The 26,443-nt window shown below is 70.8% G+C and carries 21 protein-coding genes, 1 tRNA gene and 1 riboswitch; of the genes, 3 read left to right on the top strand and 19 right to left on the bottom strand.

Features of this window, described 5'->3' with window-relative positions; translation table 11 throughout:
* The 8 genes from J7E88_RS34150 to J7E88_RS34115 form a co-directional block, all read right to left on the bottom strand.
* Window positions 1–1,269, bottom strand: coding sequence for an acyl-CoA dehydrogenase family protein (locus J7E88_RS34150; protein ID WP_215187380.1), 1,269 nt, complete (start codon window positions 1,267–1,269; stop codon window positions 1–3).
* Window positions 1,256–2,068, bottom strand: coding sequence for an enoyl-CoA hydratase-related protein (locus J7E88_RS34145; RefSeq protein ID WP_215187379.1), 813 nt, complete (start codon window positions 2,066–2,068; stop codon window positions 1,256–1,258). Before J7E88_RS34145 ends, J7E88_RS34150 begins: the two co-directional genes overlap by 14 nt.
* Window positions 2,065–2,883: an SDR family oxidoreductase gene (locus J7E88_RS34140; RefSeq protein ID WP_308307722.1), complete on the bottom strand. Its 819-nt coding sequence runs from the start codon at window positions 2,881–2,883 to the stop codon at window positions 2,065–2,067. Before J7E88_RS34140 ends, J7E88_RS34145 begins: the two co-directional genes overlap by 4 nt.
* Window positions 2,884–3,398: 515 nt before the next feature.
* The gene (locus tag J7E88_RS34135) at window positions 3,399–4,091 is read right to left on the bottom strand and encodes a TetR/AcrR family transcriptional regulator (protein ID WP_215187377.1); all 693 of its coding nucleotides are present in this window, start codon (window positions 4,089–4,091) and stop codon (window positions 3,399–3,401) included.
* 202 nt (window positions 4,092–4,293) lie between these two features.
* Window positions 4,294–5,259: a nitronate monooxygenase family protein gene (locus J7E88_RS34130; RefSeq protein WP_215187376.1), complete on the bottom strand. Its 966-nt coding sequence runs from the start codon at window positions 5,257–5,259 to the stop codon at window positions 4,294–4,296.
* A 65-nt stretch (window positions 5,260–5,324) separates the two neighbouring features.
* Window positions 5,325–6,851, bottom strand: coding sequence for a class I adenylate-forming enzyme family protein (locus tag J7E88_RS34125; RefSeq protein ID WP_215187375.1), 1,527 nt, complete (start codon window positions 6,849–6,851; stop codon window positions 5,325–5,327).
* A gap of 197 nt (window positions 6,852–7,048) precedes the next feature.
* A complete protein-coding gene (locus J7E88_RS37205; RefSeq protein WP_308307721.1) occupies window positions 7,049–7,687 on the bottom strand; it encodes an HAD family phosphatase in 639 nt (212 codons plus the stop codon).
* A 90-nt stretch (window positions 7,688–7,777) separates the two neighbouring features.
* A complete protein-coding gene (locus tag J7E88_RS34115; RefSeq protein WP_215187373.1) occupies window positions 7,778–8,977 on the bottom strand; it encodes an acetyl-CoA C-acyltransferase in 1,200 nt (399 codons plus the stop codon).
* 354 nt (window positions 8,978–9,331) lie between these two features.
* Between J7E88_RS34115 and J7E88_RS34110 the strand changes: the two genes are divergently transcribed.
* Window positions 9,332–10,213 (top strand): alpha/beta hydrolase, encoded by an 882-nt coding sequence (locus tag J7E88_RS34110; protein WP_308307720.1) that lies wholly within the window; start codon window positions 9,332–9,334, stop codon window positions 10,211–10,213.
* Between the two features lie 4 nt (window positions 10,214–10,217).
* Window positions 10,218–11,039, top strand: a complete 822-nt coding sequence (locus J7E88_RS34105; RefSeq protein ID WP_215187371.1) for a hypothetical protein — start codon at window positions 10,218–10,220, stop codon at window positions 11,037–11,039.
* Between the two features lie 282 nt (window positions 11,040–11,321).
* Here J7E88_RS34105 and J7E88_RS34100 read toward each other — a convergent pair whose 3' ends face one another.
* The 7 genes from J7E88_RS34100 to J7E88_RS34070 form a co-directional block, all read right to left on the bottom strand.
* The gene (locus J7E88_RS34100) at window positions 11,322–11,828 is read right to left on the bottom strand and encodes a GNAT family N-acetyltransferase (protein WP_215187370.1); all 507 of its coding nucleotides are present in this window, start codon (window positions 11,826–11,828) and stop codon (window positions 11,322–11,324) included.
* A gap of 257 nt (window positions 11,829–12,085) precedes the next feature.
* Complete coding sequence (locus J7E88_RS34095; RefSeq protein ID WP_215187369.1) at window positions 12,086–13,201, bottom strand: AI-2E family transporter; 1,116 nt, start codon at window positions 13,199–13,201, stop codon at window positions 12,086–12,088.
* A 552-nt stretch (window positions 13,202–13,753) separates the two neighbouring features.
* Entirely contained in the window at window positions 13,754–15,421 is a 1,668-nt protein-coding gene (locus J7E88_RS34090; RefSeq protein ID WP_215187368.1) for an ABC transporter ATP-binding protein, read from the bottom strand.
* A complete protein-coding gene (locus tag J7E88_RS34085; RefSeq protein WP_215187367.1) occupies window positions 15,418–16,293 on the bottom strand; it encodes an ABC transporter permease in 876 nt (291 codons plus the stop codon). Before J7E88_RS34085 ends, J7E88_RS34090 begins: the two co-directional genes overlap by 4 nt.
* A 44-nt stretch (window positions 16,294–16,337) precedes the next feature.
* Window positions 16,338–17,348, bottom strand: coding sequence for an ABC transporter permease (locus J7E88_RS34080; protein WP_215187366.1), 1,011 nt, complete (start codon window positions 17,346–17,348; stop codon window positions 16,338–16,340).
* Between the two features lie 6 nt (window positions 17,349–17,354).
* The gene (locus J7E88_RS34075) at window positions 17,355–19,052 is read right to left on the bottom strand and encodes an ABC transporter substrate-binding protein (protein WP_215187365.1); all 1,698 of its coding nucleotides are present in this window, start codon (window positions 19,050–19,052) and stop codon (window positions 17,355–17,357) included.
* Window positions 19,053–19,263: 211 nt separating this feature from the next.
* Window positions 19,264–19,437: riboswitch (cobalamin riboswitch) on the bottom strand.
* 912 nt (window positions 19,438–20,349) lie between these two features.
* Window positions 20,350–20,423: transfer RNA gene (locus J7E88_RS34070), tRNA-Pro, on the bottom strand.
* Window positions 20,424–21,017: 594 nt separating this feature from the next.
* On the opposite strand from J7E88_RS34070, the gene J7E88_RS34065 reads away from it, so the two are divergent.
* Window positions 21,018–21,530 (top strand): DUF309 domain-containing protein, encoded by a 513-nt coding sequence (locus tag J7E88_RS34065; RefSeq protein ID WP_215187364.1) that lies wholly within the window; start codon window positions 21,018–21,020, stop codon window positions 21,528–21,530.
* 14 nt (window positions 21,531–21,544) lie between these two features.
* Here the strand turns inward: J7E88_RS34065 and J7E88_RS34060 are convergent, their stop codons facing one another.
* From J7E88_RS34060 to J7E88_RS34045, 4 genes are all read right to left on the bottom strand, one after another.
* Window positions 21,545–22,768, bottom strand: coding sequence for a cytochrome P450 (locus J7E88_RS34060; protein ID WP_215187363.1), 1,224 nt, complete (start codon window positions 22,766–22,768; stop codon window positions 21,545–21,547).
* A 196-nt stretch (window positions 22,769–22,964) separates the two neighbouring features.
* Window positions 22,965–23,336 carry a DUF488 domain-containing protein gene (locus tag J7E88_RS34055; RefSeq protein ID WP_215187362.1) on the bottom strand — a complete coding sequence of 124 codons (372 nt, stop codon included), beginning with the start codon at window positions 23,334–23,336 and terminating at the stop codon, window positions 22,965–22,967.
* A 295-nt stretch (window positions 23,337–23,631) separates the two neighbouring features.
* Window positions 23,632–25,017: an MFS transporter gene (locus J7E88_RS34050; protein WP_215187361.1), complete on the bottom strand. Its 1,386-nt coding sequence runs from the start codon at window positions 25,015–25,017 to the stop codon at window positions 23,632–23,634.
* On the bottom strand, window positions 25,014–26,390 hold the full coding sequence (locus J7E88_RS34045) for a hypothetical protein (protein WP_215187360.1): 1,377 nt from the start codon (window positions 26,388–26,390) through the stop codon (window positions 25,014–25,016). Before J7E88_RS34045 ends, J7E88_RS34050 begins: the two co-directional genes overlap by 4 nt.
* Between the last annotated feature and the right edge of the window lie 53 nt (window positions 26,391–26,443).

Raw genomic sequence — 26,443 nt, 5'->3', positions numbered from 1 at the left:
TCAGTTCACCGCTGCCTTGTGGCCGCCGGGGGTGCCCGTGCCGCTCGCCGCCGCAGCGTCCGCGTCGCGGTACTGCCGCAGTTCCTGTCGGGCGATGGCCCGCTTGTGGACTTCGTCGGGGCCGTCCGCCAGCCGCAACGTCCGCAGCCCCGCGTACATCATGGCCAGCGGGAAGTCCTCGGTCACTCCTGCTGCACCGTGCACCTGGATCGCACGGTCGATGATCTTCAAGGCTATGTTCGGGGCGGCCACCTTGATGGCCGCGATCTCGGTGCGCGCTTCCTTGTTGCCGACCGTGTCCATCAGATGCGCGGCCTTGAACGTGAGCAGGCGGATCATCTCGATGTCGATACGCGCTTCCGCGATCCAGTCCTGGATGTTGGACCGGTCGGCAACCGGACGGCCGAACGTCACCCGTGACTGCGCACGTCGGCACATCAGCTCCAGCGCCCGCTCAGCCGCGCCGATCGCCCGCATGCAGTGGTGAATACGACCCGGCCCCAGCCGGGCCTGGCTGATCGCGAAGCCCTCGCCCTCGCCCTTGAGTACGTCCTCGGCCGGCACCCGTACATCGGCGAAGTCGATTTCGGCGTGCCCCTCGCGGTCCTGGTAGCCGAACACCGGCAGCCCGCGCATCACCGTGATCCCGGGGGCGTCGATCGGGACGACCATCATCGACTGCTGCCGGTGCGGGTCAGCGGTGGGATCGGTCTTCCCCATGACGATGAGCACCTTGCAATTACGGTGCAGGGCATTGGACGCGAACCACTTACGGCCGTTGAGCACGTACTCGTCGCCGTCGCGCTCCATCCGCAACTCGATATTGGTGGCGTCGGAGCTCGCCACGCGCGGCTCGGTCATCGCGAAGGCAGACGCCATCGTCCCGTCGAGCAGGGGCTTGAGGTACTTCTCCTTGTGCTCGTCGGTGCCGAAGAGCGTGAGCACCTCCATGTTGCCGGTGTCGGGAGCGTTGCAGTTGCACGCCTCGGAGGCGATGTGGCTGCGCCCCATGATCTCCGCCAGCGGCGCGTACTCCAGGTTCGTCAGCCCGGGACCCCACTCCTTGTGCGGGTGGAAGAGGTTCCACAGGCCGCGCCTGCGTGCCTCCGCCTTGAGGTCCTCGATGATCGGCGGGTGGAAGTGCGGATCACCCGACGCGCGCATCTGCTCGTGGTACACCTCCTCGGCGGGGTAGATGTGCGCATCCATGAACTCGAGCAGGTCCGCCTGGTACTTCTTGGCGCGGTCCGACATGTCAAACAGGGACATCTGGGCTCCTGACGGGGAGGGAGGGAAAATTCGGTGGGCGTTTGTCGAGGTGACTGGCCACGCCTTCGACGAAATCGGCCCCGCGGAAGGCCTGGAGCATGGCGCCCTCCGCACGGGTCATGGCGTCGGCGTACGTACCGTCCGCGTCGCCCTGCAGTTGGCGCTTGATGGTGGCCATGGATGCCGGGGAGCAGCGCGCCGCGAGACCGGCGGCGTACGCGACAGCGGCATCGACCACGCTGCCGGTGGGAACCAGATGGTCGAGGAGTCCGATACGCAGTGCCTCCTCGGCGTCCACCATGCGACTCGACAGCAACAGGTCCTTGGCCCGGCTGTGCCCCACCAGCCGCGGCAACAGCCAGGAGATCCCGTACTCGGCGATCAGCCCGCGCTGCGCGAATGCCGTGGTGAACCGGGCCGAGGGCGAGCCGAAACGAACGTCGCAGTAGAGCGCCTCCACCATGCCCAGGCCCGCGGCCACCCCGCCCACCGCACCGATCAGCGGTTTGCGCAGGGTCAGCGGCACGTCGCGCGGCCGGCGCCCCGCCCGGTCCGCCTCGGAAACCTCGCCGGCCGCCTGCAGCCGCTGGAGGTCGGCGCCGGCGCAGAATCCGCGTCCCGCGCCGGTGACCACGACGGCGCGTACGTCCGGGTCGTCTTCGGCGGCGTCGAGCAGTGTGAAGTAGCGATCTTCGAGTTCGTCGGTCCAGGCGTTCAGCTTGGCCGGCCGGTTGAACGTGAGCACCAGCACGGGCCCACGCTGTTCGGCGAGGACGAGCTCGTCGGGCCCGCCGGTCATGCCTGCGCCAGCAGGGAGTTCTGGTAGCGGCGCATGCCGCGCAGCCACCGGTCGTAGTCCGAGCCCTTCTGCCGGTACATGTCCAGAACGTCTTCGTGCGGCAGGATCAGGAAGCGTTCCTCCTCGATCGCGGCGAGGACGGCATCGGCGACCTCGGCCGGCTCGAGGACGTCACCCGCGGACGTGACGGCCTGCGCGGCCGCTCTTCCCAGCGCGTCCCCGGAGTCCTTTCCCAAGGACAGCATCCTGGTGTTCACCCCCATCGGGCACAGGCAGCTGACATGGACCCCGCGATCGCCATAAGTGACACTCAGCCATTCGGCGAAGCCGATGGCCGCGTGCTTGGTGACGGCGTACGTGGCGGAGCCGATCTGGGTGAGCAGTCCGGCCGCCGAGGCGGTGCTGACGAAGTAGCCCTCGCCTCGCTCGAGCCACCGCGGCACCAGCAGCCTCGCCGCACGGATGTGGGCTCGAAGGTTCACGTCGATCGAGAGGTCCCAGTCCTGCTCGCCCGCGTCGAGGCCCGGCGCCCCAGCGATGCCCGCGTTCGCGAAGTAGAGGTCGACCGGACCGAAGGCGCTCTCCGCCAGGGCGATCAACTCCTGGATCTGTGCGGTGTCCGACACGTCGGCGCCGGCGCTGACGGTGCTTCCGGGATGGTCGGCGTTGACTTTCTCCGACACCGCCCGTGCGGTGTCCGCGTCGAGGTCTGCGACGACGACCCGCGCACCCTCGCGAGCGAGCCGTGCGACCAACGCGCCGCCGATGCCTCCACCGCCACCGGTGACGACGGCGACTCTTTGTGCAACGTTCACAGCGAACCCTCTCCGTGGCGGGGCGTGCGGTGCCAGGGCACCCGTGCTGATGTGACCGTGGTGTGCACCACCTGTATATTTGAATCCGACGTCAAGTTCAACAGTGGGTCGGATCACCATGCGAAGAGGGCCGCCTCACCCACTGAACTGCCGCCGGAGGATTCACGGTTGACATCGCCGCCCATCGGTCCGTCCCGGAGAGCACGAGGGCCGACGGGCGCCATTGCGCACCGGCTCCACGCCTCTGAGTCGGCCCGGCCCGGCGGCCGTGGCGTCGTAGCTGCTGAAGTGCGACGGCTTCGCCCTGAGCCTCGACGACGGCAGTGGCCGCCTGCTACTCGTCACCTCCTCGGAGGGCGACGAGAAGGAGTGAAGGCACCCGGCGGTACGAGGGTGCGACGAGTCAGATGGTCGAGTGTGAAGGCTCGCGCAAGCCAGCGCTCGTCGCCGATGCGGGCGCCAGGACCGTCGAACGGTCGCAGGGGCGGGCTCCGCCCCGGTGTGCTACTGCCGGATCAGCGGTGGCAGGGAAACCGCAGGGCGTTCGCCCAGAGCCGGGTGACCGTGGATACGAGCTCCTCGAAGTCCGCCGGCGTACCTTCTTCTCGCCCTTCGCCGAGCACGAACGCCTTGTAGGCCATGACGCTGACCATGCCCGAGAGCGCATGGGAGGCCATCATCGGATCGATCTCACGGTCTGCGACACCCCGCGCCTGGAGGTCGGCGATGCCGCGGGCGTTGCGGCGGACGAACGCATCCGAGCGCCGGCTTCGGAACTCACGGAATTGCGGCTCCACTTGTGCGACCTGCTCAAGCAGTCCCATCAGCTTCGCGTTCCGTTTGTACGCCTCGAGATACGCGCGATTGCTGGCCTCGAGTACCGCATACGGATCGTCGGCACCCTGGACCCGGCCCATGCCCGGGTGCAGCATGTCCTCCTGCGCCTCCAGGAGGACGGCGGCAAGCACCTCTTCCTTGTTGGAGAAGTAGGTGTAGAAGGATCCCGCCGCGCATCGGGCCTCTTTGGCGATGTCGACCAGGCGGGTGTCGAGGTAGCCGTCCCGCTCGAACACCTTTCGCGCGGCCTGCACCAGAGCGGCGCGCGTCCGCGCTCCGCGCTTCGTCGTCGGCGGCTCGCGAAGCGGCGAGAGGGGCGCCATCGGCGGGGCCTTCTCGCTGTCATTCTCCTCGGGCACAGTGGTGTCCATCCCCAGAACTCTACTTGAATCCGACGCCAGAGTCATAAACGTGCAACGGTGTGCGGGGCCCGCCCGAACGTCCCCAGCCGGGTACCGGCTGTCCGCGAAGAAGCCGCGGCGACCGGACCCCGAGACGGTGCCGCCCGGACCACGTCGCCGGTACTCGCCGACAACGGCACACAGTTGTGTGGTGCGGCTGCGCCGTACCGCCTCACATGCGCAGAAGCCGACGCTTCGCCTCGGCGTACTCACCGGCGAGGCGCTCGACGACCGCCGCCGCGGGAAGTACCGCCCCGACCGCGCCGACACCCTGACCCGCGCCCCAGATGTCCCGCCACGCCTTCACCCCGTCGACGTCCCGGTTTCCGAAGTCCATGGCGGACGGATCGGAGCCGGGCAGTGCCGCCGGATCGAGCCCCGCGGCCTCGATGCTGTCGCGGAGGTAGTTGCCGTGCACGCCGGTGAACAGGTCGGAGTACACGATGTCCGCAGCGGTGGAGTCCACGATCATCTGCTTGTACCGGTCCTCCGCGTTCGCCTCGTCGGTGGCGATGAACACCGAACCCACGTAGGCGAGGTCCGCGCCGGCGGCCTGCGCCGCGAGGATCGAGCGGCCGTGCGCGATGGAGCCCGACAGCAGAAGAGGGCCCTCGAACCAGTCGCGAATCTCCTGGACGAGCGCGAAGGGCGATTGCGTGCCGGCGTGCCCGCCCGCGCCCGCGGCGACGGCGATCAGGCCGTCCGCGCCCTTCTCCACCGCCTTGCGCGCGAACCGGTTGCTGATGACGTCGTGCAGCACGATGCCACCGTAGGAGTGGACCGCATCGTTGACATCGGCCCGGGCGCCGAGAGAGGTGATGACGATCGGCACCTTGAACTCCACGACGGTCGCGAGGTCCTCCTCCAGGCGTGAGTTGGTCCTGTGCACGATGAGATTGACCGCGAACGGCGCGGACGGCGCATCGGGACGGTCGGCGTCGTGCTTGGCCAGCTCCTCCGTTATGTGCCGCAGCCATGCACGCAGCGCCGACTGGGGCCGCGCGTTCAGCGTGGGGAAGGAACCCACGATGCCGGAGGCCGACTGGGCGACGACCAGCTCCGGATCGGACACGATGAACATCGGCGATGCGACTACGGGCAGGCGCAGCCGGTCCCGCAGGACGGGAGGCAGGCTCATGAGCAACTCACCATGTGTCATGCGTCTTTCTCTGCGGTGGACACATCTCGTTTGTCGACGGATGCTCAGTGGCGGCGGGCGGGTACGTCGCCGGGCGCGGGCTCGCGGGTCAGCTCCGTACGGTCGATGGAACGCTTGAGGATCTTCCCGCTCGGGCCCTTGGGCAGCGCGTCGACGAACCGGATGATGCGCGGGACCTTGTAGGCGGACAGTCGCTCTCGTGTCCAGCTCGACACCTCAGCGGCACCGAGCTGCGAACCGGGCCGGGCGGCGACGAGCGCGGCGACCTCCTCGCCGTAGTGGTCGTCGGGAACGCCGATCACGGCTGCCTCGATGATGTCCGGGTGCTCGTAGAGGACTTCCTCCACCTCACCGGGGTAGACGTTGTAGCCGCCACGGATGATCAGGTCCTTGATCCGGTTGACGATGCGCAGGTCGCCGTCCGCGTCGGTTTCACCCAGGTCGCCGGTCCGGAACCAGCCGTCGGGCGAGATGGCCGCGGCGGTGTCCGCGGGGCGGTTCCAGTAGCCGCGCATCACCGTGGGCCCCTTGATATGGACCTCCCCGACGGTACCGGGCGGGCACTCCTTCCCGTCGATGTCACGCACCTGTACCTGCAGCCGCGGGACCGCCCGCCCGGTGTACCCCGTCTTGCCGCCGCGGTCGATGTCGTTGAACGTGCCGAACGCGGTGGTCTCGGTGAGCCCATAGCCTTCGAGGATGGTGCAGCCGAACCGGGCCTCGAAGGCCCGGGCGATCTCCCCGGGCAGCGACGCGCCGCCGGAGACGGCGACACGGAGCCCGGCGAAGTCCGCCGGATTCGCCTCACCCGCCGCGTGCAGCATCGCGTTCCACATGGTCGGTACGCCGGCCATGATGGTGAGCCGGTCGCGACGCAGCATCTCCAGCATCGACGTCGGGTCGAATCGGGCCAGCAAAGACATCGAGCCGCCCACGGTCAACGTCGCCATCATGACCGATGCCTGGCCGAACACGTGGAACAGTGGAAGTCCGGTGCCGGTACGGTCGGCACTCGATCCGCGGCTGCACTCGGCGCCGATCTCCCCGGCGGACAACAGGTTCCCGACCGTGAGTTGGGCACCCTTCGGCCGCCCCGTCGTACCCGAGGTGTACAGGATGGCCGCGGTCTCCTCGCGATCCCGGTCGACGACGGGGGCGGGGGCGGCGTCGGTGACCGCCGCGCCGGGGGACAGCGTCCAGAAGGGCACCTTGAGCGTCGCGGCCGCCTCCGCGACGGCGGGGCCGAGGGCGTGCCATGCGACCGCCAACGAGCACCCGGCGTCGCCGAGGACGTACTCGGCTTCGGCCCGGGTGGACATCGTGTTGACCGGCACCACGACACAGCCCGCGGCCTGGATACCGAGGTAGGCCACCACGAACTCGGGCACCGACGGCGCCGCCAGCAGCACCCGGTCCCCTGGAGACAGGCCCGCGGCGACCAAGGCGCCCGCGTAGCGTGCACTCGCGTCGCGCAGTTGCCGGTACGTCCATTGATCCGCGCCGCCGCGCAGCGCGATGTTGTCGGGAGTTGCGGCCGCGTGGCGGCAGACCGGGTCGAGAACATTGGCCATGGACGATGCCTTCCGGGGATGTGAGCAGGTGATGCGGGCGGGTCCACTTTGCCCGAGTAGTAGCGAATCCGGACTCGAATCACGTCTTTGCACGGCGAAGGGCAGGAGTGACGGGCGTCAGGGCCGCGGCTCGGCTCGCGGGCGGTCTCGGCCCGGGGCATGACCGGTCCCCCGCGACCGGTCGGTCGATCCATCGGTCAGGCGGTGATCCTGAAGCGTTCGGCGAGTTGGCGGCGGGTGTCAGCGGCGTCGGTGTGCAGCACGCCCCCGATTCCGATCCGTGCCGCACCGTCGAGGTTCTGCCGCAGATCGTCGATCATGACTGCCTCCTCGGGGCCGACGCCGAGGCGTTCACACGCGATCGCGTAGATCCGCCGGGAAGGCTTGCGGATCCCGACCTCGGCGGAGATGACGACCGCGTCGGCCACGGCGGCGAGGTCGACGCCGTCGTAGGTTCCGGTCCCGAACGAATTGGACACCAGCGCAACGGGGTACCCGGCGGCGCGGAGATCAGAGAGCAGGGCGAGCACGTCCTGATCGATCGACATTCCCGCTTGCATCCGGGCCGTGAGCCCCTCCGCCTGTACGTCGGCGCCGTGGGCGCGAAGACGCTCGGCGAATCCTCGCTCGAAGGCTTCGGCGTCGATACGGCCGGACTCGTGATCGGCCAGGAGGGTGCGTGACGGCTGATCCCTGCTCAAGAGGTCGAGCGGCAGGCGCGGGTCGACGCCGAGCGAGGCGCCGAAGTCGGTGAAAGCCCGCAACACACTGGAGGTGATGACCCCACCGAAGTCCACGAGGACCGCGGTTCGGACCTTTTCCACCACGTTCGACACCGTACCCACTCCTTGCTCACGGCCGGCTTTCCACCGGTCTCACGCGACGGCAGCCATGCCCCGCCGGCGCCCCAGCCTGGACGCGGAACCTCAGACGACCTCGAACAGCCCGGCTGCGCCCATTCCGCCGCCGACGCACATCGAGATCACCACGTACCTGACGCCGCGGCGCCTGCCCTCGATCAGGGCGTGCCCCACCAGGCGGGCACCGGTCATTCCGTACGGATGGCCGACGGAGATCCCGCCGCCATTGACGTTGAACCGCTCGGGGTCGATGCCCAGTTCGTCACGGCAGTACAGCGCCTGGGAAGCGAACGCCTCGTTGAGTTCCCAGAGACCGATGTCGTCGATGGTGAGGTCGTGCTGCTTCAGCAGCTTCGGAATGGCGAACACCGGACCGATCCCCATCTCGTCCGGCCCGCAACCGGCAACGGCCATGCCCCGGTACACGCCCAGCGGCTCCAGTCCGCGGCGCTCGGCTTCCTTCGATTCCATCAACACCGACGCCGAAGCGCCGTCCGACAACTGCGAGGAGTTGCCGGCCGTGACGCTGGAATGCGCGGTCACCTGACCGTCCGGCAGCACCGGCGCCAACCCGGCCAGGCCGTCGAGTGTGGTCGAGGCGCGGTTGCCCTCGTCCTGGGTCAGGGTCACGGCCTCGTCCCGCACCTCCCCGGACTGCTTGTCCAGGACCTTCTTGACGCTGTCGAGCGCGACGATCTCCTGATCGAACCGTCCGGCCTTCTGCGCCGCCGCGGTGCGCTGCTGTGACACCAGCGCGAACTCGTCCTGGCGTTCCCGGCTCACGCCGTAGCGTTCGGCGACGATCTCCGCCGTCTGCAACATCGGCATGTAGATGCTCGGCTTGTGCTCGACCAGCCAGGGGTCCGCCATGCGATGGGTGTTCATTCGGTCGTTCTGCACCAGGGAGATCGACTCGACACCGCCGCCGACAGCGACCTGCATTCCGTCGCCGATGATCTGCTTGGCGGCCGTCGCAATCGCCATGAGGCCCGATGAGCACTGCCGGTCGACCGTCATCCCCGACACGGTGTCCGGAAGCCCGGCGCGAAGAGCGGCCTGACGGGCGACATTCCCACCGGAGGACCCCTGCTGCACGGCGCAACCGAAGATCACGTCCTCGACCTCACCTCCCTCGAGCCCGGCGCGCTGCACCGCGTGCGAGAGGGCGTGGGCGGCAAGTTCCTGCGCCTGGGTGTCATTGAACGCGCCACGGTACGCCTTCCCGATCGGCGTCCGTGCCGTCGAAACGATGACTGCTTCCCTCATGTCGCCTCAACTCTTCCTGTCGGTCCGGTCGTACGGGAGCTTCAGGGCTGGAATGCCGAGCTCCGTGAGCCGGGTCGATGCTGGTCGGTCTTGCCGAATACCACCTGGGGCGCTGCGAGCAGCAGCGACCGCCTCTCCTTCACCGATGACTGCGCCATGGCCGCAGCGGCGACGGGAGCCGGCCTCCTGTTGGTTATAGTTGAATCCGGCGTCATGTTCAACTAGGCCCGGGCTCGCCATCCGGCCAAAAGCACGACGTGCGGCGGCTGGTGCGGGTATGCGCACACCCTCGACCTTGACAATGCATTCCCACGACTGGAAGCTGACCGACCAGTCGGTATGAAGGGGCGGAGCGTGACCGAGCTGAGCATCTCCACTGCTGCGGGCGTTTTCGACGCGATCGTGGCGGGTCCACCTGGGGGCCGACCGGTGCTGTTGCTGCACGGCTTCCCGCAGACGGGGCTGGTGTGGCAGCGGCAGATCGCGGCCTTGGCCACGCACGGCTACCGGGTGGTCGCACCCGACCAGCGCGGGTACTCCCCCGGGGCCCGCCCCGAGCGGCCCGAGGACTACCGCATCAGCGTCCTGGTCGACGACGTGGTCGCGATCACGGAGGAACTGGGCTGGGCGTCCTTCGACCTGGTCGGCCATGACTGGGGAGGCGCGGTGGCGTGGTGGACCGCCGATGGCCACCCCGGCCGCGTACGTACCCTGACGGTTGTCTCGACCCCACACCCCGGCGCTCTGGCCACCACCCTGCGCACCGACCAGGACCAACGCGAACGATCGCGCTACATGATCGACTGGCGCGAAACGCCCGCGACCGAAGAACGCATGCTCGCAGGCGATGCCGAGGCGCTTCGCGCCTCTTACGCCGGAAAGGTCCCGCAGGACAGTGCCGAGGCCTACGTGCGGCACCTGTCCCAGCCGGGCGCTCTCACCGCGGCGCTGAACTGGTACCGGGCCGGCCGCCCCGACGGCGCGATCGGCGTCATCGATGTGCCCACGCTGTACGTCTGGAGCACGCGGGACAGCGCTTTCGGCCCGGCGGCCGCGCAGGAGACCGGGCAGTGGGTCAACGGGCCGTACCGGTTCGAGACCCTCCAGGGCGTCAGCCACTGGGTTCCCGAGGAAGCGCCCGAGGCGCTCAACCTCCTGCTGCTCGAACACCTGCGAGCGCACGGCGAGTCCGGAACCACAGCGAAGTCCCCGTCCGTCGACTCCCAGAAAAGGTGACCCCATGAAGACAGCGCGAGCAGCCTGGCGCCGACTCGAGCCCGTACACGCCATGATCTACTTCGCCCCCGAGGGAAGGCGACGGTACGCGGACCTCGGACTCAGCGGACGCGCCGGGTACTTCGCCTCCCGGAGCGCCGCCTTCGGCCGGGCATCCGCCGAGCTCGTCATCTCGACCTTCTACAACTTCAACCCCGATTTCGTACGGCAGGCGGTCGACGGGGCCTGGGACGCGGCGACGCCGCAGCAGGTGCTGGACGCGCGCCACGCCGCCGCGAGCGAGGCCCTGCGACGGGCCGGGATCCACGAACTCACTGCTCTGGACGAGGTTCTGGCACTGACCCGCAGGGCCGCCGATGCGGCCTGCGAACACGCGCAGGGCCGCCCGCTCTTCGCCGCCCATGCCGCGCTGCCCTGGCCTGAGGAACCGGTACTGCGGCTGTGGCATGCCCAGACGCTGCTGCGGGAGTTCCGTGGCGACGGCCATGTCGCGTGCTTGCTCAGCGAGGGCATCGGGGGCTTGGAGTCCCTGGTTCTGCACGCTGCCACTGGCGACGTTCCCGTCGACTTCCTCAAGGCAAGCCGCGCGTGGCCCGAGGAGGAGTGGGCCGACGCCGAGGAGCGCCTGCGCACGCGAGGTCTCCTCGACGGCAACTCCCTCAGTCCGGAAGGCGCACGTCTGCGCCAGCACATCGAGGACCGCACCGACCGCCTCGCCCTTCCCGCCTACGCCGCCCTGGGCGACGCCGACTGCGAACGCCTCGCCGAACTCGCGAGCCCCTTCGGCCGCGCGGTCGTCGACGCCGGCCTTCTCAAGATCGGCTGACCGCGCGGGGACGGGCGCGGCACCCCTCCGTCTCGCGGTTGGTCGACTCAACTTCTTCGGCTGATGTGGCCATAGAGCTCGTCCTCGGCCACGTCGCGGGGTGCGAACAGGTGCCTGACCCCGTGCGGTCGTCGATCTCACGGACGCGTAATCGTTCTGCCACCCGCCCAGCCCGACGGCCGCGCGGCACCCAGGAAAAACCGGCTGGCGGTTCGCTTCCCAGGACAGCGTTTGCCGGTGCCGCTCAACGGCGGCCGAACGCTCCTGGCAGCACCCGCGGTGTCACAGCGCCTGGCGCATGCAGCCCCGAGGCCACCTGTCCAGGCCATGTGCCGCTTCGCGCTCGCGGATCTCCCGCAGGCCTGGCGTGAGCGCGCTGTCGTCCAGGAGCCGGAAGCCACAGCGCGCATAGTAGGGGGCGTTCCACGGGACTTCGGTGAATGTGGTGAGGGTCAGAGCGGGCGCCCCCTCGCTCGTAGCGTGATCCGCCATCCGGTCCAGCAGGGACCGGCCGATACCGCGGCGTGAACTGTCCGGATGTACCGAGACCTGCTCGACGTGGAGGTTGCCGTCGACACGGTCGGCGATCAGGTAGGCGACCGGGATGTCGGCGTCGTCGGCCGCGACCCAGGCCAGCCCGGCGTGGTGGTAGCGGGCGAGCTCGCCGAGCGGGAGCGGCTCGTCGTCGGCGATCTCCGGCATGCCGATGTCGCGGAAGCAGAGCCCAGCGGCCCTCTCGATGTCCTGCAGGAGAGGCAGCTCGTCCAGACGCACGGCTCGTATATGCATGGACGCATTGTCCAGGGCCGGCCGGACGGAGCCACCTGAATAAAGGGTCACGCCGGATCGCCATCCACCGCTCGACCTCACAGGTCACAGCGGGGCGAACGCTGCCCGATGCGGCACCGGGTGACGTGCCTTCGTACTGTCGCCGAACCGCCCTCGTCCCGCGGCCGCTTCCACGATCACACGGTGCTCCCGTTCAAGCGAGGTCGCGGGGTCCTCCGAGTGTGCGCTCCGGGAAGCGAAGCGGTCTGCGAATGGTGCTACGAGGGGACGGCGGCACCGGTGTGCGACTCGTCGGTCTCCGGCTGCTGCGGCGGGTCGCTGAGCTGCTCGCGCAGATAGCTCCAGACCACCGCGATCAGCGCGGCGGCCGGTACGGCGAGCAGGCTGCCCACGATGCCGGCCAGGCTACCGCCCAACGTCACCGCCAGCAGGATCACCGCCGCATGGAGACCGAGTCCGCGCCCTTGGATCATGGGCTGGAACACGTTGCCCTCGAGCTGTTGCACCACGACGATGATCGCCAGCACGATCAGCGCGTCCGTCAGGCCGTTCGACACCAACGCGATGAGCACCGCGACCAACCCGGCGAACAGGGCACCCACGATCGGCACGAACGCGGATACGAAGGTCAGCACCGCCAGCGGAAGCACCAGTGGTACCCCCAAGATCCACAGGCCGAGGCCGATGAAGACGGCGTCGAGCAGGCCGACGAATGCCTGGGAACGCACGAACGCGCCCAGGGTGTCCCAACCGCGCGCGGCCACGATCGGGACGTCGGTGGCGAGCCGTCCGGGGAGCTGACGGGTGAGCCACGGCAGGAACCGCGGGCCGTCCTTGAGGAAGAAGAACATCAGGAAGAGCGCAAGGACGGCAGTGACCACGCCGTTGACCACGGTGCCCACTCCCGTGACGACAGCGGTGACCATGCTGCCGACGCTGTTCTGCATGCGGGCGATCGCGGCGTCGAAGGCCCCCGTGATCTGGTCGTCGCCGATGTTCAGCGGTGGCCCGGCGGCCCACTCACGCAGCTTCTGGATGCCTTCGACCACACCGTCGGCCAGCTCACCGGACTGGGACGCCACCGGCACGGCGATCAGCGCCATGATGCCCGCGGCGATGAGGAGGAACAGCACGGTCACAACGGACGCGGCCAGGGCGGGAGGCCACCCGCGCCGACGCAGGAAACGAGCCGGGGGCCAGGTCAGCGTGGTGAGGAACAGGCCCACGATGAACGGCCAAACCACCGACCACATCCGGCCCAGAAGCCACAGGGCCACTGCGGCCATCACGAGGACCAGCAGCAACTCGGCGGAGACACGCGCCGATGTCCGGAGCGCGGCGAGGGCTCTCGTGGAACTCAATGTGGCAGACATGGGGTCACTCTATTGGCACGACAGTCTCACTTCGACATCGCTGCTGGTCAGGAGCCGCTATGCCAGTTCGTCGACTGACTGCCTGTCAGGTTCCGGCTCGTGCCTGCGACGCGACAGCGGTAGGGCTGCACCTGGCGACGAAGCCGTACCCGCCAGGAGGCGCAGCGTGCGCTGAGTCCGTGCCGCCACTCGGGCACCACCGAACCGGGCACGGTCACCGGCGCTTCCCCGCGGCCGCGCGGCTCCGCCGTGACCTGCCCGACCACTCACGGGCAATCACGAATCGTTCCCACGCGGCCTTCGCCTCCCGAAGCTCAGCCTGAAGAGCCTTCTCCGCTACAGGACAGCACGCTCCCGCTCCTCCAACGGCCCCGTCACCGACGGCAACCGGCACGTCCGCCAAGGAGTCAACGCGACATGCCATCACTGCCGCACGACGACGGAACTATGCACGATCAGCGGAAGAAGCAGCGGTCATGCCCGGAAAGACAACGATCGCCGGCGTCCTCCGCTTCGCCCTCGCTCAGATGTGAGGAGAATCAGATGTGAGGACTAATGGTGCGGGTGTGGTGTCCGGCCGATCGGCGGGGCGAGCGCGCCGGGGTGGTGGCTGAGACTGAGGCTGGGGGCTGCATCGAGCAGCCGGCGGGCCAGGGGATGGGGGTTGTCGTGCAGGACGTCGCGGGTGGGTCCTGACACCTCGATCCGGCCGTGGTGCAGCAGCGCCACGTGGTCGGCGATGGAGGCCACGACGCCTAGGTCGTGGGTGATGAACAGGAGCGTCAGATCGAGTCGGCGTCGCAGGTCACTCAGCAGATCCAGGACGGTGGCCTGTACGGAGACGTCGAGCGCCGAGGTGATCTCGTCGCAGATCAGGACCCGCGGGCCGGCGGCCAGCGCGCGAGCGATGGCAGCGCGCTGACGCTCTCCGCCCGACAACTGGCCGGGGTACCGGTCGGCCATGGCCTGCGGCAGTCGGACGCTGTCGAGCAGCTCGGCCACCCGCCGCGCGGTATCGGCTTCGCCGACGGTGTCGAAGTGGCGCAGCACCCGGGCGAGTTCGGCGCCGACGGTACGGCGGGGATTGAGCGACTCGCTCGCCGACTGGGACACGATCTGGATGGCCTGGCGCTGGTCCCGGTCACGTCGGCGGGCTGTCGGGCCGAGCGGCTTCCCGTCGAGGGTGACGGTGCCGGTGTCGGGACGGTGCAGCCCGGCCACACAGCGACCGATGGTGGTCTTGCCCGAGCCGGACTCGCCGACCAGCGCCAAGCAGGTGCCGGCCGGCAGGTCGAGGTCGACGCCGTGAGCGGCGACCACCTGCTGCGCGCCACTGCGGTGGGTGGCGGCCAGGCCGCGGATGCGCAGCAGCGCGCCGGTGGTGTCGGGGTCGGGGCCGTCCGGTCGAGGCGTCGGCCGATGAGGGTCGGGTACGGCCGCGAGGAGGTGGCGGGTGTAGACGGCGGCCGGCCGGACGAGGACCGTACGAGCGGGCCCCTGCTCGACGATGCGGCCGCTGTGCAGCACCGCGACCCGGTCGGCGAGCGGCGCGATGGCGGCCACGTCGTGGGTGACGTAGACCATCGCCGCCCCCGTCTCGGCGCGCAGCCGGTCGAGGTGGGTGAGGAACTCCTGCCGGGTGACCGCGTCCAGGCCGGTGGTCGGCTCGTCCAGGACGACCACGGCGGGATCGAGCAGCAGCGCCTGGGCGATGACGACGCGTTGACGCTGCCCGCCGGAGAGTTGATGGGGAAAGCGGCGCAGAAACCGCTGGTCGGTGGGGAGCCGGGCCCGCTCCAGTGCTCGGCCGACGGCCCCGTCGGCGTCGGCGTGCCGGCCGTGCGCGCGAACGATCTCATAGAGCTGTACGCCCACGCGCCGGGCCGGATTGAGCGCCAGTGCCGGGTCCTGCGGAACGTAGCTGACCAGTCGGGAGCGCAGTCGGCGGGTCTGCGGCTCGGGACGGCCGAGCAGAGCCTCCCCGGCGATGCGCACCGTGCCGGCGGCTATGGCGGTGCCCGGGCCGGCGAAGCCGAGGAGGGCCAGGGCGGTCGTGGTCTTGCCCGAGCCGGACTCGCCGATGACGGCGAGGACCTCTCCCGGGTAGACGGTGAACGAGACGCCATCGACGATCGGTTGACCGGCTTCGGTCACCACGCGCAGCCCATGCACCTCGACGGCGAGTCTCGTCTCAGGGTCCTGCGGCATGGTGGCGGTCACGACGGCGCCCCTTCCTTCTTCACGACCGGCTGGCCGGCCTTCTTCACGACCGGGTGACCGCTCGGCGCGATGCCGCCGCGCAGGGTGGTGACCGCGGTGGTGGCCCGGCGCAGCCGGGCGGCGATCTCGTCGCCACCGAGATTGACGGCGATCGTCAGAACGGCGATGGTCAGTGCCGGGGCCAGCACCGCCCACGGTTGCAGGGCCAGGCCGGCGCGGTTCTCGGCCACCATCAGCGCCCAGTCCGCGGTGGGCGGCTGCAGGCCCAGACCGAGGAAGTTGGCGCCGGCGACCATCGCGATGGTGGCACTGACACGGGAGCCGACGTCGGTCAGCATGGGCGCGGCGATGTTGGGCAGCACATCGCGCGCCGCCACGCGCGGCCAGGATTCGCCCCGGGCGAGGGCCACCTCGACGTAGCCGCGCACACCGACTTCCAGGGTGGCCGCCCGGACCACCCGGGCGATGCCCGGAGCGTTGGCCAGCACGGCGGCCATCACGACGACGATGGTGCCGCGTCCGGTGCCGGCGGCAAGGACGGCGAGGAGCAGGAAGGGCGGGAGGGCAAGCAACACGTCGACCGGACGCATGAGGACGGAGTCGGCGTGACCGAACAGACCGGCGGCCAGCCCGATCCCGCCGCCTACCAGGTAGCCCAGGAAACTGGCGGCGAGAGCGAGCATGACGACGGTACGCCCGCCGTGCAGCAGCCGGCTCGCCACGTCGCCGCCGAGATAGTCGGTGCCCAGCGGCAGGCCGGGGCCCGGCGGAGCGTACGGCAGACCGACGACGTCGGTCGGGGCGTGCGGGGCCAGCCACGGGCCGGCCACCGCCACGACGACCAGGGCCACGATGACGAGGCTGACGGCCATGCCGGTCCACCGCCGCGGCCGACGGGACGAGACGCTCGGCGTGTTCATCGGCGCCGCCCGCCGGCCGTGCGCAGCTTCGGCACGAGCAGGACGACGACGATGTCGGCGAGCAGGTAACCGGCGACCGTGACCGCGGCGAACAGCAGCGTCACCGACTGCACGTACGGCAGGTCCCGCTGGGCGATGGCGCGCACCAGGTCCTGCGAGACGCCTGGGTAGTTGAACACGGTCTCGACGACCACGATGCCGCCGACCAGCCAGGTGACGCTGCCGGCCAGCAGTGGCATCGCCGGGGCGAGGGCGTTGCGCAGCGCGTGGTGGGTGACGATGCGCCGCTCCCGTATGCCGTGCAGCCGGGCCATCTTCACGTAGTCCGACGCCATCGCCTCGGCCATCTGCGCCCGCACCATCCGGATGGTCTGCGGGGCCATCACGGTGACGAGGGTGACGACCGGCAGCACCAGAATCTCGGGGGTGGACAACGGGCTCCGGCCAGGCGGGACGAGCGAGACAGCCGGCAGTACGGGGAGGGCGTACGCGAACACGGCGATCAGCAGGGTCGCGGTGACGAACTCCGGCAGCGACCCGAGGGTGACCGAGGCGGTGCTCACGACCCGGTCGCGGGTCCTCCCGGCGCGGGCGCCGGCCCACGCCCCGAGCCCGATCGCCACCGGGATGAGCACGGCCGTGGCCACGGCCGCGAGGACGAGCGTGTGGGGCAGCCGAGCGGAGACGATCTCGGTGACAGGACGTCCCGAGAACAGCGACCGCCCCAGGTCGCCGCGCAGCACCGCTCCCATCCAGTCGAGGTAACGCTCGGCGGCGGGCCGGTCGAGCCCCAACTCGGCGCGCAGCGCGGCCTTCTGAGCGGGCGTGGCCGTACCGGAACCGGCCCCCTTGGCCAGGATCACGTCGACCGCGTCACCGGGCAGCAGCTGCATCGCCGCGAAGACGGCCACCGATGCGGCGAACACGATGGCGAGAGCTCCGACTGCCCGCCCGGCGATGTGGCCCAGGAGCGGGTGGCGGTCCGGTATCCGCCTCCAACCATGCATCTGATGTCACATCCAGACGTCGCGGTAGCTGCACCAGTCGTCGGTGGCCACCGACGCGGCCTTGAAGCCGTGCACTCTCGGGCTGACCCCGTCGAGCCACTTGGCGTAGGAGTGGATGATGTAGCCGCCGTCCGCCCACAGCTCCTGCTGCAGTTCGGCGTAACGCTGCTCGCGCCGCGACGGGTCGAGCGTGCCCCGCGCCGTGGCGAACTTCCGGTCCCAGGCCGGTCGCCGCCACGCGGTCTCGTTGCTCCGCGCGTCCGAGAGGAGGGCCTGCCCGTAGAACCACTCCAGGGCGTAGCTGCCCCAACCGGTCTGGGTGAAGGGCTGCTTGAGATAGACGTCGCTCCAGTACGAGTCGGCCGCCGACTTCGACACCTCGATGGTGATGCCGGCCTTCTTGGCCTGTTCGGCGAAGAGCAGCGCCGACTGCACATAGCCGGGGGTGACGTCGGCGGTGTGCAGGGTCACCCGCAGGTTCTCCTTGCCTGCGGCGCGCAGCAAGGCCCGGGCCTTGTCCGGGTCATAGGCGCGCTGCGGGATCGCGGCGGCGTAGTGGGGCGCCCCCTTGCCGTACAGGTCGTTGCCGACCTCGCCGTAACCGAAGAAGACCGACTCGACGATCGCCTCGCGGTCGACGGCGAGTTTGAGCGCCTCGCGCACCTTCGGGTCGTTGAACGGCTCACGGTCGATGAGCATGTTGAAGGAGTGGAACGTGCCCACCGGTGAGGCGTGGACGGTCAGCGCCTGGTTGCCCCGCTGTGCCTTGGCCTGTACGTACGACAGCTCGTGCACGATGTCGGCCTGCCCGGACAGCAGGACATTGAGCCGCGCGTCGGCCTCCGCCGCCAGGATGATCTCGACGCTGTCCACATAGGGCTTGCCGGCCTCCCAGTACCGGTCGTTGCGTACCAGCCTGGTCCGCTCGCCCGGTGCCCAGCTGTCGTATCGGAACGGCCCGGTGCCGATCGGCGGATGCTTCCTGTCGAAGGCGTTCGTGCCGTTCTGCACGACGTAGACGTACCAGCCGGCCAGAAGCGCGCCGAGATCGGCGATCGGCTGTGTCATGCGCAGCTCGACCGTGTTGTCGTCGACCGCGCGGGATGCGGCGATGTCGACCATCTTGAGATCGGCGGCGGCGGGCAGCTTGTTCCCCGGGTCCAGGATGCGCTTGACGCTCCACAGCACGTCGGCGGCGGTCAGCGGCTTGCCGTCGTGCCATGTCACGCCCTGGCGAAGCCGGATCGTCCAGACCGTGCCATCGGTGTTGGGCTCCAGCTTCTCGGCCAGCCGCGGACGCGGGGTCAGGTCGTTGTCGTGGGCGACCAGTTTGTCGAAGATGTTCTTCGCCACCGCCCCGCCGCCCCACGAGCCGGCCAGGTGCGGGTCGAGCACGTCGTCGGTGCTCGACGCTCCAGAGATCACCACCCGCAGGTTCCCGCCGCGGCGCGGGGAAACGCTCTGGGCATCTGCGGTGGTGCTCGACCGGCATCCGGCCAGGCCGGGCACGCCGAGCAGCACTGCCCCGGCGAAGGCGCCCTTGAGCAGGCTCCGCCGGGCAACGGCCTGCGGGTCTTTGTCGGCGAATACCGCCACGGACAACTCCTTGTACACATACGGAATATGAGAAAGCGCGGAACACAGCAGGGAGAAGGGAGAAAGGGAGAACTCCGCGAGGGCGCGGGCGGCCGGCACAGGCGACACGAGCCGGTCGCGTCCGAACGCGACAGACGGGCCCGCCGGTTATCACTGAAAGCCGGGCATTGCGCCCGGCATGACTGCCTGACGACTCGTCAGCTCGACGACAGGCAGCGCGAAGCGACCCCCGAGCGCAGGCTTACGGAGGCGACTGGATGAGGTGGCAGGCAGGTAAGCGCCGACATGGCAGACATCGTGATCCATCCTTCGTGGAGTCATCGTTGATCATTGCGACGCGAGGTATCCTGACTCCCGGATCAGCGCTCACCCCGCCTTCCCGGGCTGTCGCCCAGTGGCCGGATGGGGTTCGCTCCCCGGTTACAGTGGCGAGGACCGTGCCGGACTCACACCGGCTTCCCTCACACGTTGCGGCGCCGAACCTAGCAGATCAGGTCCCCATCCCAACAGCCGCCTACAGGTGTTCGAGCATGAGGTGTCCCCCACGCCAAGGCGCCGGACCTCCGCCTTCGCCCGCCCGTCCCACTGCTCGGCCTCGGGGAGCACGCGACACAGCGAGACAACCGACAGGCACTTCCCTGCGGTTGTTCCCGTCTTGATCGTGACGCTCCGCCTCACCGTCGTCCCCCGAGGGCGCTTGCGCAGCCGGAGTCGAGCCGGCGGACGACGTCATGAGCGAGCACGCTCTCACGGCATCGCCGTCCTGACCTGCTGCACCGCGTTCGGCGGCGGCCTCCGCCCTCACGCGCCGGCCCCTGGACATCGCCGACGCGGCCGGTGTCGGCGTCTGCTGCGTCACCGGCACGCTCACCGTCCATGACGTTCCTCGGCGCCGTGAACCTCCGCACTGCTGAGCGTGACCATGCTCATCGGCGGCGGACTCGTACGCGACCTGCCGGCCGGGGAGGCCCCCCACCCTGCTGCGTTGGGACCAGGAGATCTACGCCCTCTCCGCCCTGGTCTGCACCGCGACCACCGCCCTCCCGCTCCGCCTGAGCCGGTACAACCTCGGCCCCGGACGCCCCGGCCGCCCGCGCTGCGCTCGTCCTGCCCCTGCTCGCCTTGCGCTTCCCGCAGCACGGTCCGCGCGCCGGCTCGGCCCGCCGGGCCCACACGCGGGCGGTGCCGGCAGCGTGTCCCAGCGGCCGACACGCCGAACTCCCGCGACAGCGCCACGCCGCAAGGTTTCCACTGCCGCGCCGCCGACGTCCGAAGCGCACTTCGACCCGGTCGAGGTGCGCTTCAGCCACAGCCGCGTGCGCTGGTCCCCAACTGGTCCCCAAAACGATCGAGAGGCCGCACCGGATTCACTCCGATACAGCCTCTGACCTGCGACTCCTTCGAGTCGGGACGACAGGATTTGAACCTGCGACCCCTTGACCCCCAGTCAAGTGCGCTACCAAGCTGCGCCACGTCCCGGTGCCCGTGTGACCTGGGGTTTCCCCCTGGCCGAACGCGCAAGAGAACAATACAACACTCGGCGGGGCCGACCGGGCAGGTCCCGGCTGGTAGCCAGTTGGGGGCCCAGGTACGACGCGCGGCCCGGCGCTCGTCCCGTCGCGCCGCAGCGGTGTCCCCCCGCACGGCCCGCGTCGTGGGGCTCACCCGGTACGGGGCGGAACGGAGGGTCGATGCCGCTGACACGTTCCGGCCGGGGCTGGATCTTGGACAGCACCCGGACACGGGGCGCGGTCGCCCCGGCGCGACACAGAAGCACCCGGGCGCAGGGTGACACGGACGCGCCGGGCTCGGACAGCCAGAGATAAGCCGGATTGCCCCGCTGGCGCACGGCCGGACCGTCGGCGGCCCGGAACGACCAGCCGCTGGAACACGGGCCGTCGTGGCAGAAGCAACGGGCGCTCGGACGGCGTGGTGCCGGAGCGCAGGACCGCAGCGGTGCCAGGACCGCCCAGCCACGACGCGCCGAGCGCCATGGCGCCAGGACCACCGGGGCGGGGGCGCGGCTGGGAACCGGGCCCGACGGGCCACGGCGCGGCAGGGGACAATCGCGGTATGGACGATGCAGGCAGCGCACGGTCGGGGCGGGATCGCGACGAAGAAGGGCGGGCCCGCAATGCCCGGCCACGCGACGGGCTCGGCCGGCCTCTCCCGTACGGGACGCCGGGGGTGGAGCGGCAGCCCGAGGGGGTGTGGCGGAGCGGGCCCGAGACCGTGGTCGAGGCACAGCGACTGCTGGACGCGGGCATGCCCTTCCACGCCCACGAGGTCTTCGAGGACGCCTGGAAGTCCGGCCCCGCGCACGAGCGCGAGCTGTGGCGAGGGCTCGCGCAGCTCGCGGTCGGCCTCACCCACGCCGCCCGCGGCAACACGGCGGGCGGCGCCCGGCTGCTGCTGCGCGGGGCTGACCGGATCACGCCGTTCCAAGGGCCGTACGGGATCGATGTGCCGGGCCTGACCCGGTGGGCCCGGCAGCTGGCGGACCGGCTGACGGGCCCGGTCGACGCTGCCACCGAGGCCCCCCGGCTGACCGGTCCGGCCGACCCGGCGGCGCAGTCCCACGGCTGACCTGCAGGGCCGCTTCACCAGCGGACGTGCAGCGCCTCCGGCGAGCGGTGGATCAGGGTCGGGCGCATCACGGGCCGCGGCCCGTCCTCGTCCAGCCGCAGTCCGGGCAGCCGCCGGACGAGGAGACGGAGCGTCAGGGCGAGCTGCTCGCGGGCGAGCCGGGAGCCGGGGCAGCCGTGCGCCCCGTGCCCGAAGGCCACATGCCGACGGGACAGCGGGCGGGTGACGTCGAAGGTGTCGGGCCGGTCGTGCCTGCGCTCGTCCCGGTTGGCGGAGCCGTAGGCAACGAACACCGTCGCCCCGGCGGGCAGTTCGGTGCCGGCGACGGTGACCGGCCGGGTCGTGGTGCGGCGGAAGCCCTGGACGGCGGTGTCGTAGCGGGCGGCCTCCTCGATCGCCGCAGGGATCAGGCCCGGGTCGTCGCGGAGGAGTTCCCACTGGCGGCGGTCGCTCAACAGATGCAACAGGGTCGTGCCAATGAGCGCGGTGGTGGTCAGGTGCCCGGCGATCAGGAAGTTCTGGAAGCTGGAGACGAGTTCGTGGCGCTGGTCGAGGGTCGGTTCACCGCTGCCCGGCGCGAGCGCCGCGACCATGGCCGACAGCAGGTCGTCGCGCGGCTCGGCCCGCCGGTCCCGGATGTACCGGTCGAGCATGGTCTGCAGCGCGACCACGTCCTCGGCGGCCGCGACCTGCTCGGCCTCCGCCATCGGGCGGAACAGCAACTGCTCGGCCCGGTAGCCGCCGCGGACCGCGGCGGGCACATCGGCCGGGTCGATGCCGATGAGGCGGCCGATGACCTGCCCCGGCAGTTTGCGCGCGTACGCCGACATCAGCTCGGCCCGGCCGTCCTCCGCGAAGGCGTCGACGAGCGCCTCGGCCTGCTCTTCCGCGTAGGGGACGAGCGCGGCGACGCGCCCGGCCGACAGGCCCTGGTTGAGCGGGGCGCGATGACGCCGGTGCGCGGCTCCGTCGGTGGAGACGACGGTGGGCCGCTTGCCGTAGCCCTTGGCGAGCACCTGTTGGGCCGCGGGCGAGGGCAGCACGTCCGGCAGCAGGGCGCGTTCGGAGGAGAAGTCGTCGGCGCGGCGCAGCACTTCGCGTACGTCCGCATCGCGGGCGATCAGCCAGGCGTCGAGCTCCGGCACGAAGGTGAGGCCCTCCGCCTCCCGGGCGCCGGCGTAGAGCGGGTAGGGGTCGCGCTGCAACTCGTCGAGCCGGGCATGGTCCTTGCTCGCCACGCGGCGCCTCCTGGGATCGGCGATGGCCGGAGCGGGCGCCGGGACCGGATCTGCCCCTGGTCGCGCCGGGCTCGCAGTGGTGGGTTCACTCGCGGTGGTACGTCCGGCCATCGTGCACGACCCGTGCGGCGGCCGTGAAGGGCCCGTCGACGGAGGTGAGGGCTCCGTATCCGCCCGTCAGAGCCGGCGACGCGCGCTAGCGCCGGGTGCCGAGCAGGCGCAGCAGCACCGACGCATGACTGGTGTCGGGATCCTTGGCCGCCGTGAGCAGGGTCAGTGGCCCGTCGGCCGCGAGGTCCCTGAGCCGTTCCAGGGCCTCGGCCGCTGCGGGTTCGGCGAGTTCGGCCTCGTAGCGCCGGCAGAACTCCTCGTACGTGCCGTCCGGGCCGTGGTACCAGCGGCGCAGCTCCGTCGACGGCGTGAGCGCCTTCGGCCACTCGTCGACGCGTGCCTCGGTCTTGGCCAGCCCGCGCGGCCAGAGCCGGTCGACGAGTACGCGCACGCCGTCGTCCGGGTCCGGTGCCTCGTAGACCCGGCGGACCTTCACATGGTCGGAGCGTCGCTGCATTCCCCCAGCGTCACAGCCGGCGGCGCGGCGGGCAGCGGAACGGGGCCGTACGGTCTACCCGGCTCCCACCCCGCCGCGATCCGCGCCCAGGACCAGCGCCGGAGGAAGCACCGCCTGGACGACGCCCGGCGCGCGTCCGGCCGCGCGAAACGGTGCTCGACGAGCTGCTCGACGCGCGGCTGGTGGTCCTGTCACGCCGCTGGCGCCCCCTGCTCCCGCCTCGTCCGCGCCACCGCCCGTGCGCCCTCCCCGCCGAAACGGCCCCGGCCACCGCGGTCCTCCTGGGCGGAGGCGGTCAGCCGGGCGCCGACCTGTCGGAAGGCGAAGCCGACGCCGAGCCCGACACCGAAACCGCCACCGCGCCGGACGCCGACGTCGACGCGGCATGCGTGGCCGGCAGCCGCAGCAGGCACAGCAGGCTCACCGCGCACACGCCCACCAGATACGCCGCCACGGCCCACGGCACGCCCCCGCCACCAGTCGTCTGCGACAGCCGGCTGTTGATCAGGGGCGTGAGCGCTCCGCCGAGCACCGCCCCCAGGTTGTACGAGATCGCCGTCCCCGACGTGCGCAGCCGAGGCTCGAACAGCTCCGGGATGTACATGCCCTGCACGCCGAGCATGGTGATGAGGGCAAGGAGCAGCACGGTCGTGCAGGCCCACACCGTCGGCAGTCCGCCGCGGTGCAGCAGGGCCAGATACGGCACGGTGAGGACGCCCATCGCGACGCAGCCGACGATGCTGAGCCGGCGTCCGCCGTAGCGGTCGCCGAGCGTCGCGGCGAGGGGTGTGGCAGCGCCCATCACGGTCATCGCCGCCATGATGCACAGCAGCGTCCCGCCGGGGGTGAAGCCCGGCCGGCCGGTGATGTGGGACATCGCCCAGACCGTGGCGGTGTAGTGCACGGCGTACGTGCACATCACCGCGCCCGCCACGAGCACCACGCGCCCCCCGTGCAGCCGCAGGACGGCCCGCAGCGGGGAGCGGGCGAGGGCGTCGTCACGCGCGAGCCCCTGGAATACCGGCGTCTCGACGATGCGGGACCGCAGCAGGAAGCCGATCAGGGTGAGGATCCCCGCGCCCCAGAAGGGCACGCGCCAGCCCCAGGCAAGGAACTGCTCGGGGGTGAGTGCCGCGGAGAGCGCGAGGACGCAGCCGTTGGCGCACAGGAAGCCGATCGCCGGCCCGGTCTGCGGGAACGAGGCCCACAGCCCGCGGCGTCCGGGCGGGGCGTGCTCGCCGGCCAGCAGGACGGCCCCGGTCCATTCGCCGCCGATCCCCAGCCCCTGGACGAATCGCAGGACCACGAGGCAGACGGGCGCGGCGACGCCCAGCTCCCGGTAGCCGGGCAGCAGCCCGATGGCGAAGGTGGCGAGGCCGGTGACCAGCACCGTGGACTGCAGGACCACGCGCCTGCCCAGCCGGTCGCCGATGTGGCCGAAGAGGACCGAGCCGAGGGGCCGCGCCACGAACCCGGTGGCAAAGGTGCCGAACGCCGCCAGGGTCGCTGCCGACGGGGCGAATCCGGGGAAGAAGACGGGGCCGAACACGATCGCGGCGGCGGTGGCGTAGAGCGCGAAGTCGTAGAACTCGATGACGGTGCCGACGAGTGCCGCGGTCGTGACCCGGTTGACAGGGGCAGGCGGTCGCGACGGCCGCACGGGCGGCTGCCGGATGCTCATGCGCGCTCCTTCGCCGTCCACAGCCGGACGCGTCCCTCGAGTTCGACGGCCGCCTGGACCTTGCGGTGGCGGTAGGGCGCCAGTTCCCGCTGCATTCCGGAGACCGCGCGGCTGACCCGGGCCGAGCGCACCCCGTCCATCAGCTCCAGCGCCCGCGTCCAGGTCTCGCAGGCCTGCTCCACAAGGCCCTGGCGGCACTGCATCGTCCCGGCGTGGGCGACGCTCAGCGCGGTGATGCGCCGGTGCTCACCGCCGGAGCGGTTCCACACGGCGTGGCTGAAGTGCCGTTCGGCGACGTCGTAGGAGCCCAGGTGCTCGGCGGCCTTGGCCGTGTGGTTGCCCACGCAGGCGCTCGCCGATCCCCACAGTGCCGCCCAGAAGGGCATCTCCCGCTCGTCCGCGCCCTCGACGATCCGGGCGGCCCGCGCGGCCTCGTCGACGGCCTCCGGCCCGCGGCCGGCCATGGCGAGCGCTCGGGCGCGGGTGACGACGTACAGGGACTCGGTCGCGGGGTCCGTACGGCCCCGCACGCGGCGGAGCGCCTCGTCGATGAGGTCGAGCGAGTGCTCGGGGCGGCCCACCTCCATGCCGTGGTGGGCGAGGACGCGCAGGACGAACGCGCCGTGCAGGTCGTTGTCCGCCTCGCGGGTCAGGGCGTACGCCTGGAGGTAGTAGCGCTGGGCCAGGCCCGCTTCACCCGCGTCGTACGCCTTCCAGCCGGCCAGGTAGGCCACGCACGCCCCGGCGGACAGCATCTGCCGCTTGAGGTCCTCGGTCCGGAAGCGAGCGCGGCACAGCGCGGCCACGTCGCTTCTGAGGTACTGCACCAGTGCGGTGCGTCCGTGCTGTCCGCCGAACCGCTCGTCCACGGCGGTGAACAGCCGCGTCGTCTCGCGCACGGCCGCCACCTCCGTCTCTCCGGCGGTGCCGTTGCACTGCCGTGCCGGGCCCCGCGGCCCCGTCCCCGCCGCGCGGGTGTCCAGGGGAAGGGCGGCGGCCGCGACGCTGTAGGGGACGGTGCGGGACCAGGGGCTCCGCTCGATGTCCGCCCCGGTGAGCGCGTCGAGCACCTCCAGCGGGTCGTGTCCTTCGCCGGGCGGCGGCAGCGGATCGCCGTCGTCCGGCGGTGGCAGCAGGCCGAGCTGGGTGGCCGACACCGGCAGCGGCAGCCGCCGTGACAGGGCCTCGGCTATGAGCCGGGCGGTGCCACGGCTCGGCCGCGTTCCGGCGATCCAGTGGGCCACGGCGGAGGAGTTCGTGCGCGCCGTGGTGCCGTTCTCGGCTGCGACGGCGCGGATCTGGCGGGCCAGCTCGGCGTAGCTGTATCCGGACTCGCGCACGGCCCGTGCCAGTCGCTCGTTCTTGGGGCGCATACAGCACTCCGTTCGGTTCACGTCTGGTTTAATACTCCAGCTGTAGATCGTGA

It is taken from the genome of Streptomyces sp. ISL-10 (assembly GCF_018614575.1).
Classification (GTDB): Bacteria; Actinomycetota; Actinomycetes; order Streptomycetales; family Streptomycetaceae; genus Streptomyces.
This window is presented reverse-complemented; position numbering and strand designations above follow the sequence as displayed.

Excerpts from the sequence above, each read along its gene's own strand:
- J7E88_RS34080 (WP_215187366.1), bottom strand. The coding sequence starts at position 17,348 with ATGCATGGTTGGAGGCGGATACCGGACCGCCACCCGCTCCTGGGCCAC.
- J7E88_RS34050 (WP_215187361.1), bottom strand. The coding sequence starts at position 25,017 with ATGAGCATCCGGCAGCCGCCCGTGCGGCCGTCGCGACCGCCTGCCCCT.
- J7E88_RS34115 (WP_215187373.1), bottom strand. The coding sequence starts at position 8,977 with ATGAGGGAAGCAGTCATCGTTTCGACGGCACGGACGCCGATCGGGAAG.
- J7E88_RS34085 (WP_215187367.1), bottom strand. The coding sequence starts at position 16,293 with ATGGCCGTCAGCCTCGTCATCGTGGCCCTGGTCGTCGTGGCGGTGGCC.
- J7E88_RS34100 (WP_215187370.1), bottom strand. The coding sequence starts at position 11,828 with ATGCATATACGAGCCGTGCGTCTGGACGAGCTGCCTCTCCTGCAGGAC.
- J7E88_RS34130 (WP_215187376.1), bottom strand. The coding sequence starts at position 5,259 with ATGAGCCTGCCTCCCGTCCTGCGGGACCGGCTGCGCCTGCCCGTAGTC.
- J7E88_RS34150 (WP_215187380.1), bottom strand. The coding sequence starts at position 1,269 with ATGTCCCTGTTTGACATGTCGGACCGCGCCAAGAAGTACCAGGCGGAC.
- J7E88_RS34045 (WP_215187360.1), bottom strand. The coding sequence starts at position 26,390 with ATGCGCCCCAAGAACGAGCGACTGGCACGGGCCGTGCGCGAGTCCGGA.
- J7E88_RS34055 (WP_215187362.1), bottom strand. The coding sequence starts at position 23,336 with ATGCAGCGACGCTCCGACCATGTGAAGGTCCGCCGGGTCTACGAGGCA.
- J7E88_RS34065 (WP_215187364.1), top strand. The coding sequence starts at position 21,018 with ATGGACGATGCAGGCAGCGCACGGTCGGGGCGGGATCGCGACGAAGAA.
- J7E88_RS34095 (WP_215187369.1), bottom strand. The coding sequence starts at position 13,201 with ATGTCTGCCACATTGAGTTCCACGAGAGCCCTCGCCGCGCTCCGGACA.
- J7E88_RS34105 (WP_215187371.1), top strand. The coding sequence starts at position 10,218 with ATGAAGACAGCGCGAGCAGCCTGGCGCCGACTCGAGCCCGTACACGCC.
- J7E88_RS34125 (WP_215187375.1), bottom strand. The coding sequence starts at position 6,851 with ATGGCCAATGTTCTCGACCCGGTCTGCCGCCACGCGGCCGCAACTCCC.
- J7E88_RS34135 (WP_215187377.1), bottom strand. The coding sequence starts at position 4,091 with ATGGACACCACTGTGCCCGAGGAGAATGACAGCGAGAAGGCCCCGCCG.
- J7E88_RS34145 (WP_215187379.1), bottom strand. The coding sequence starts at position 2,068 with ATGACCGGCGGGCCCGACGAGCTCGTCCTCGCCGAACAGCGTGGGCCC.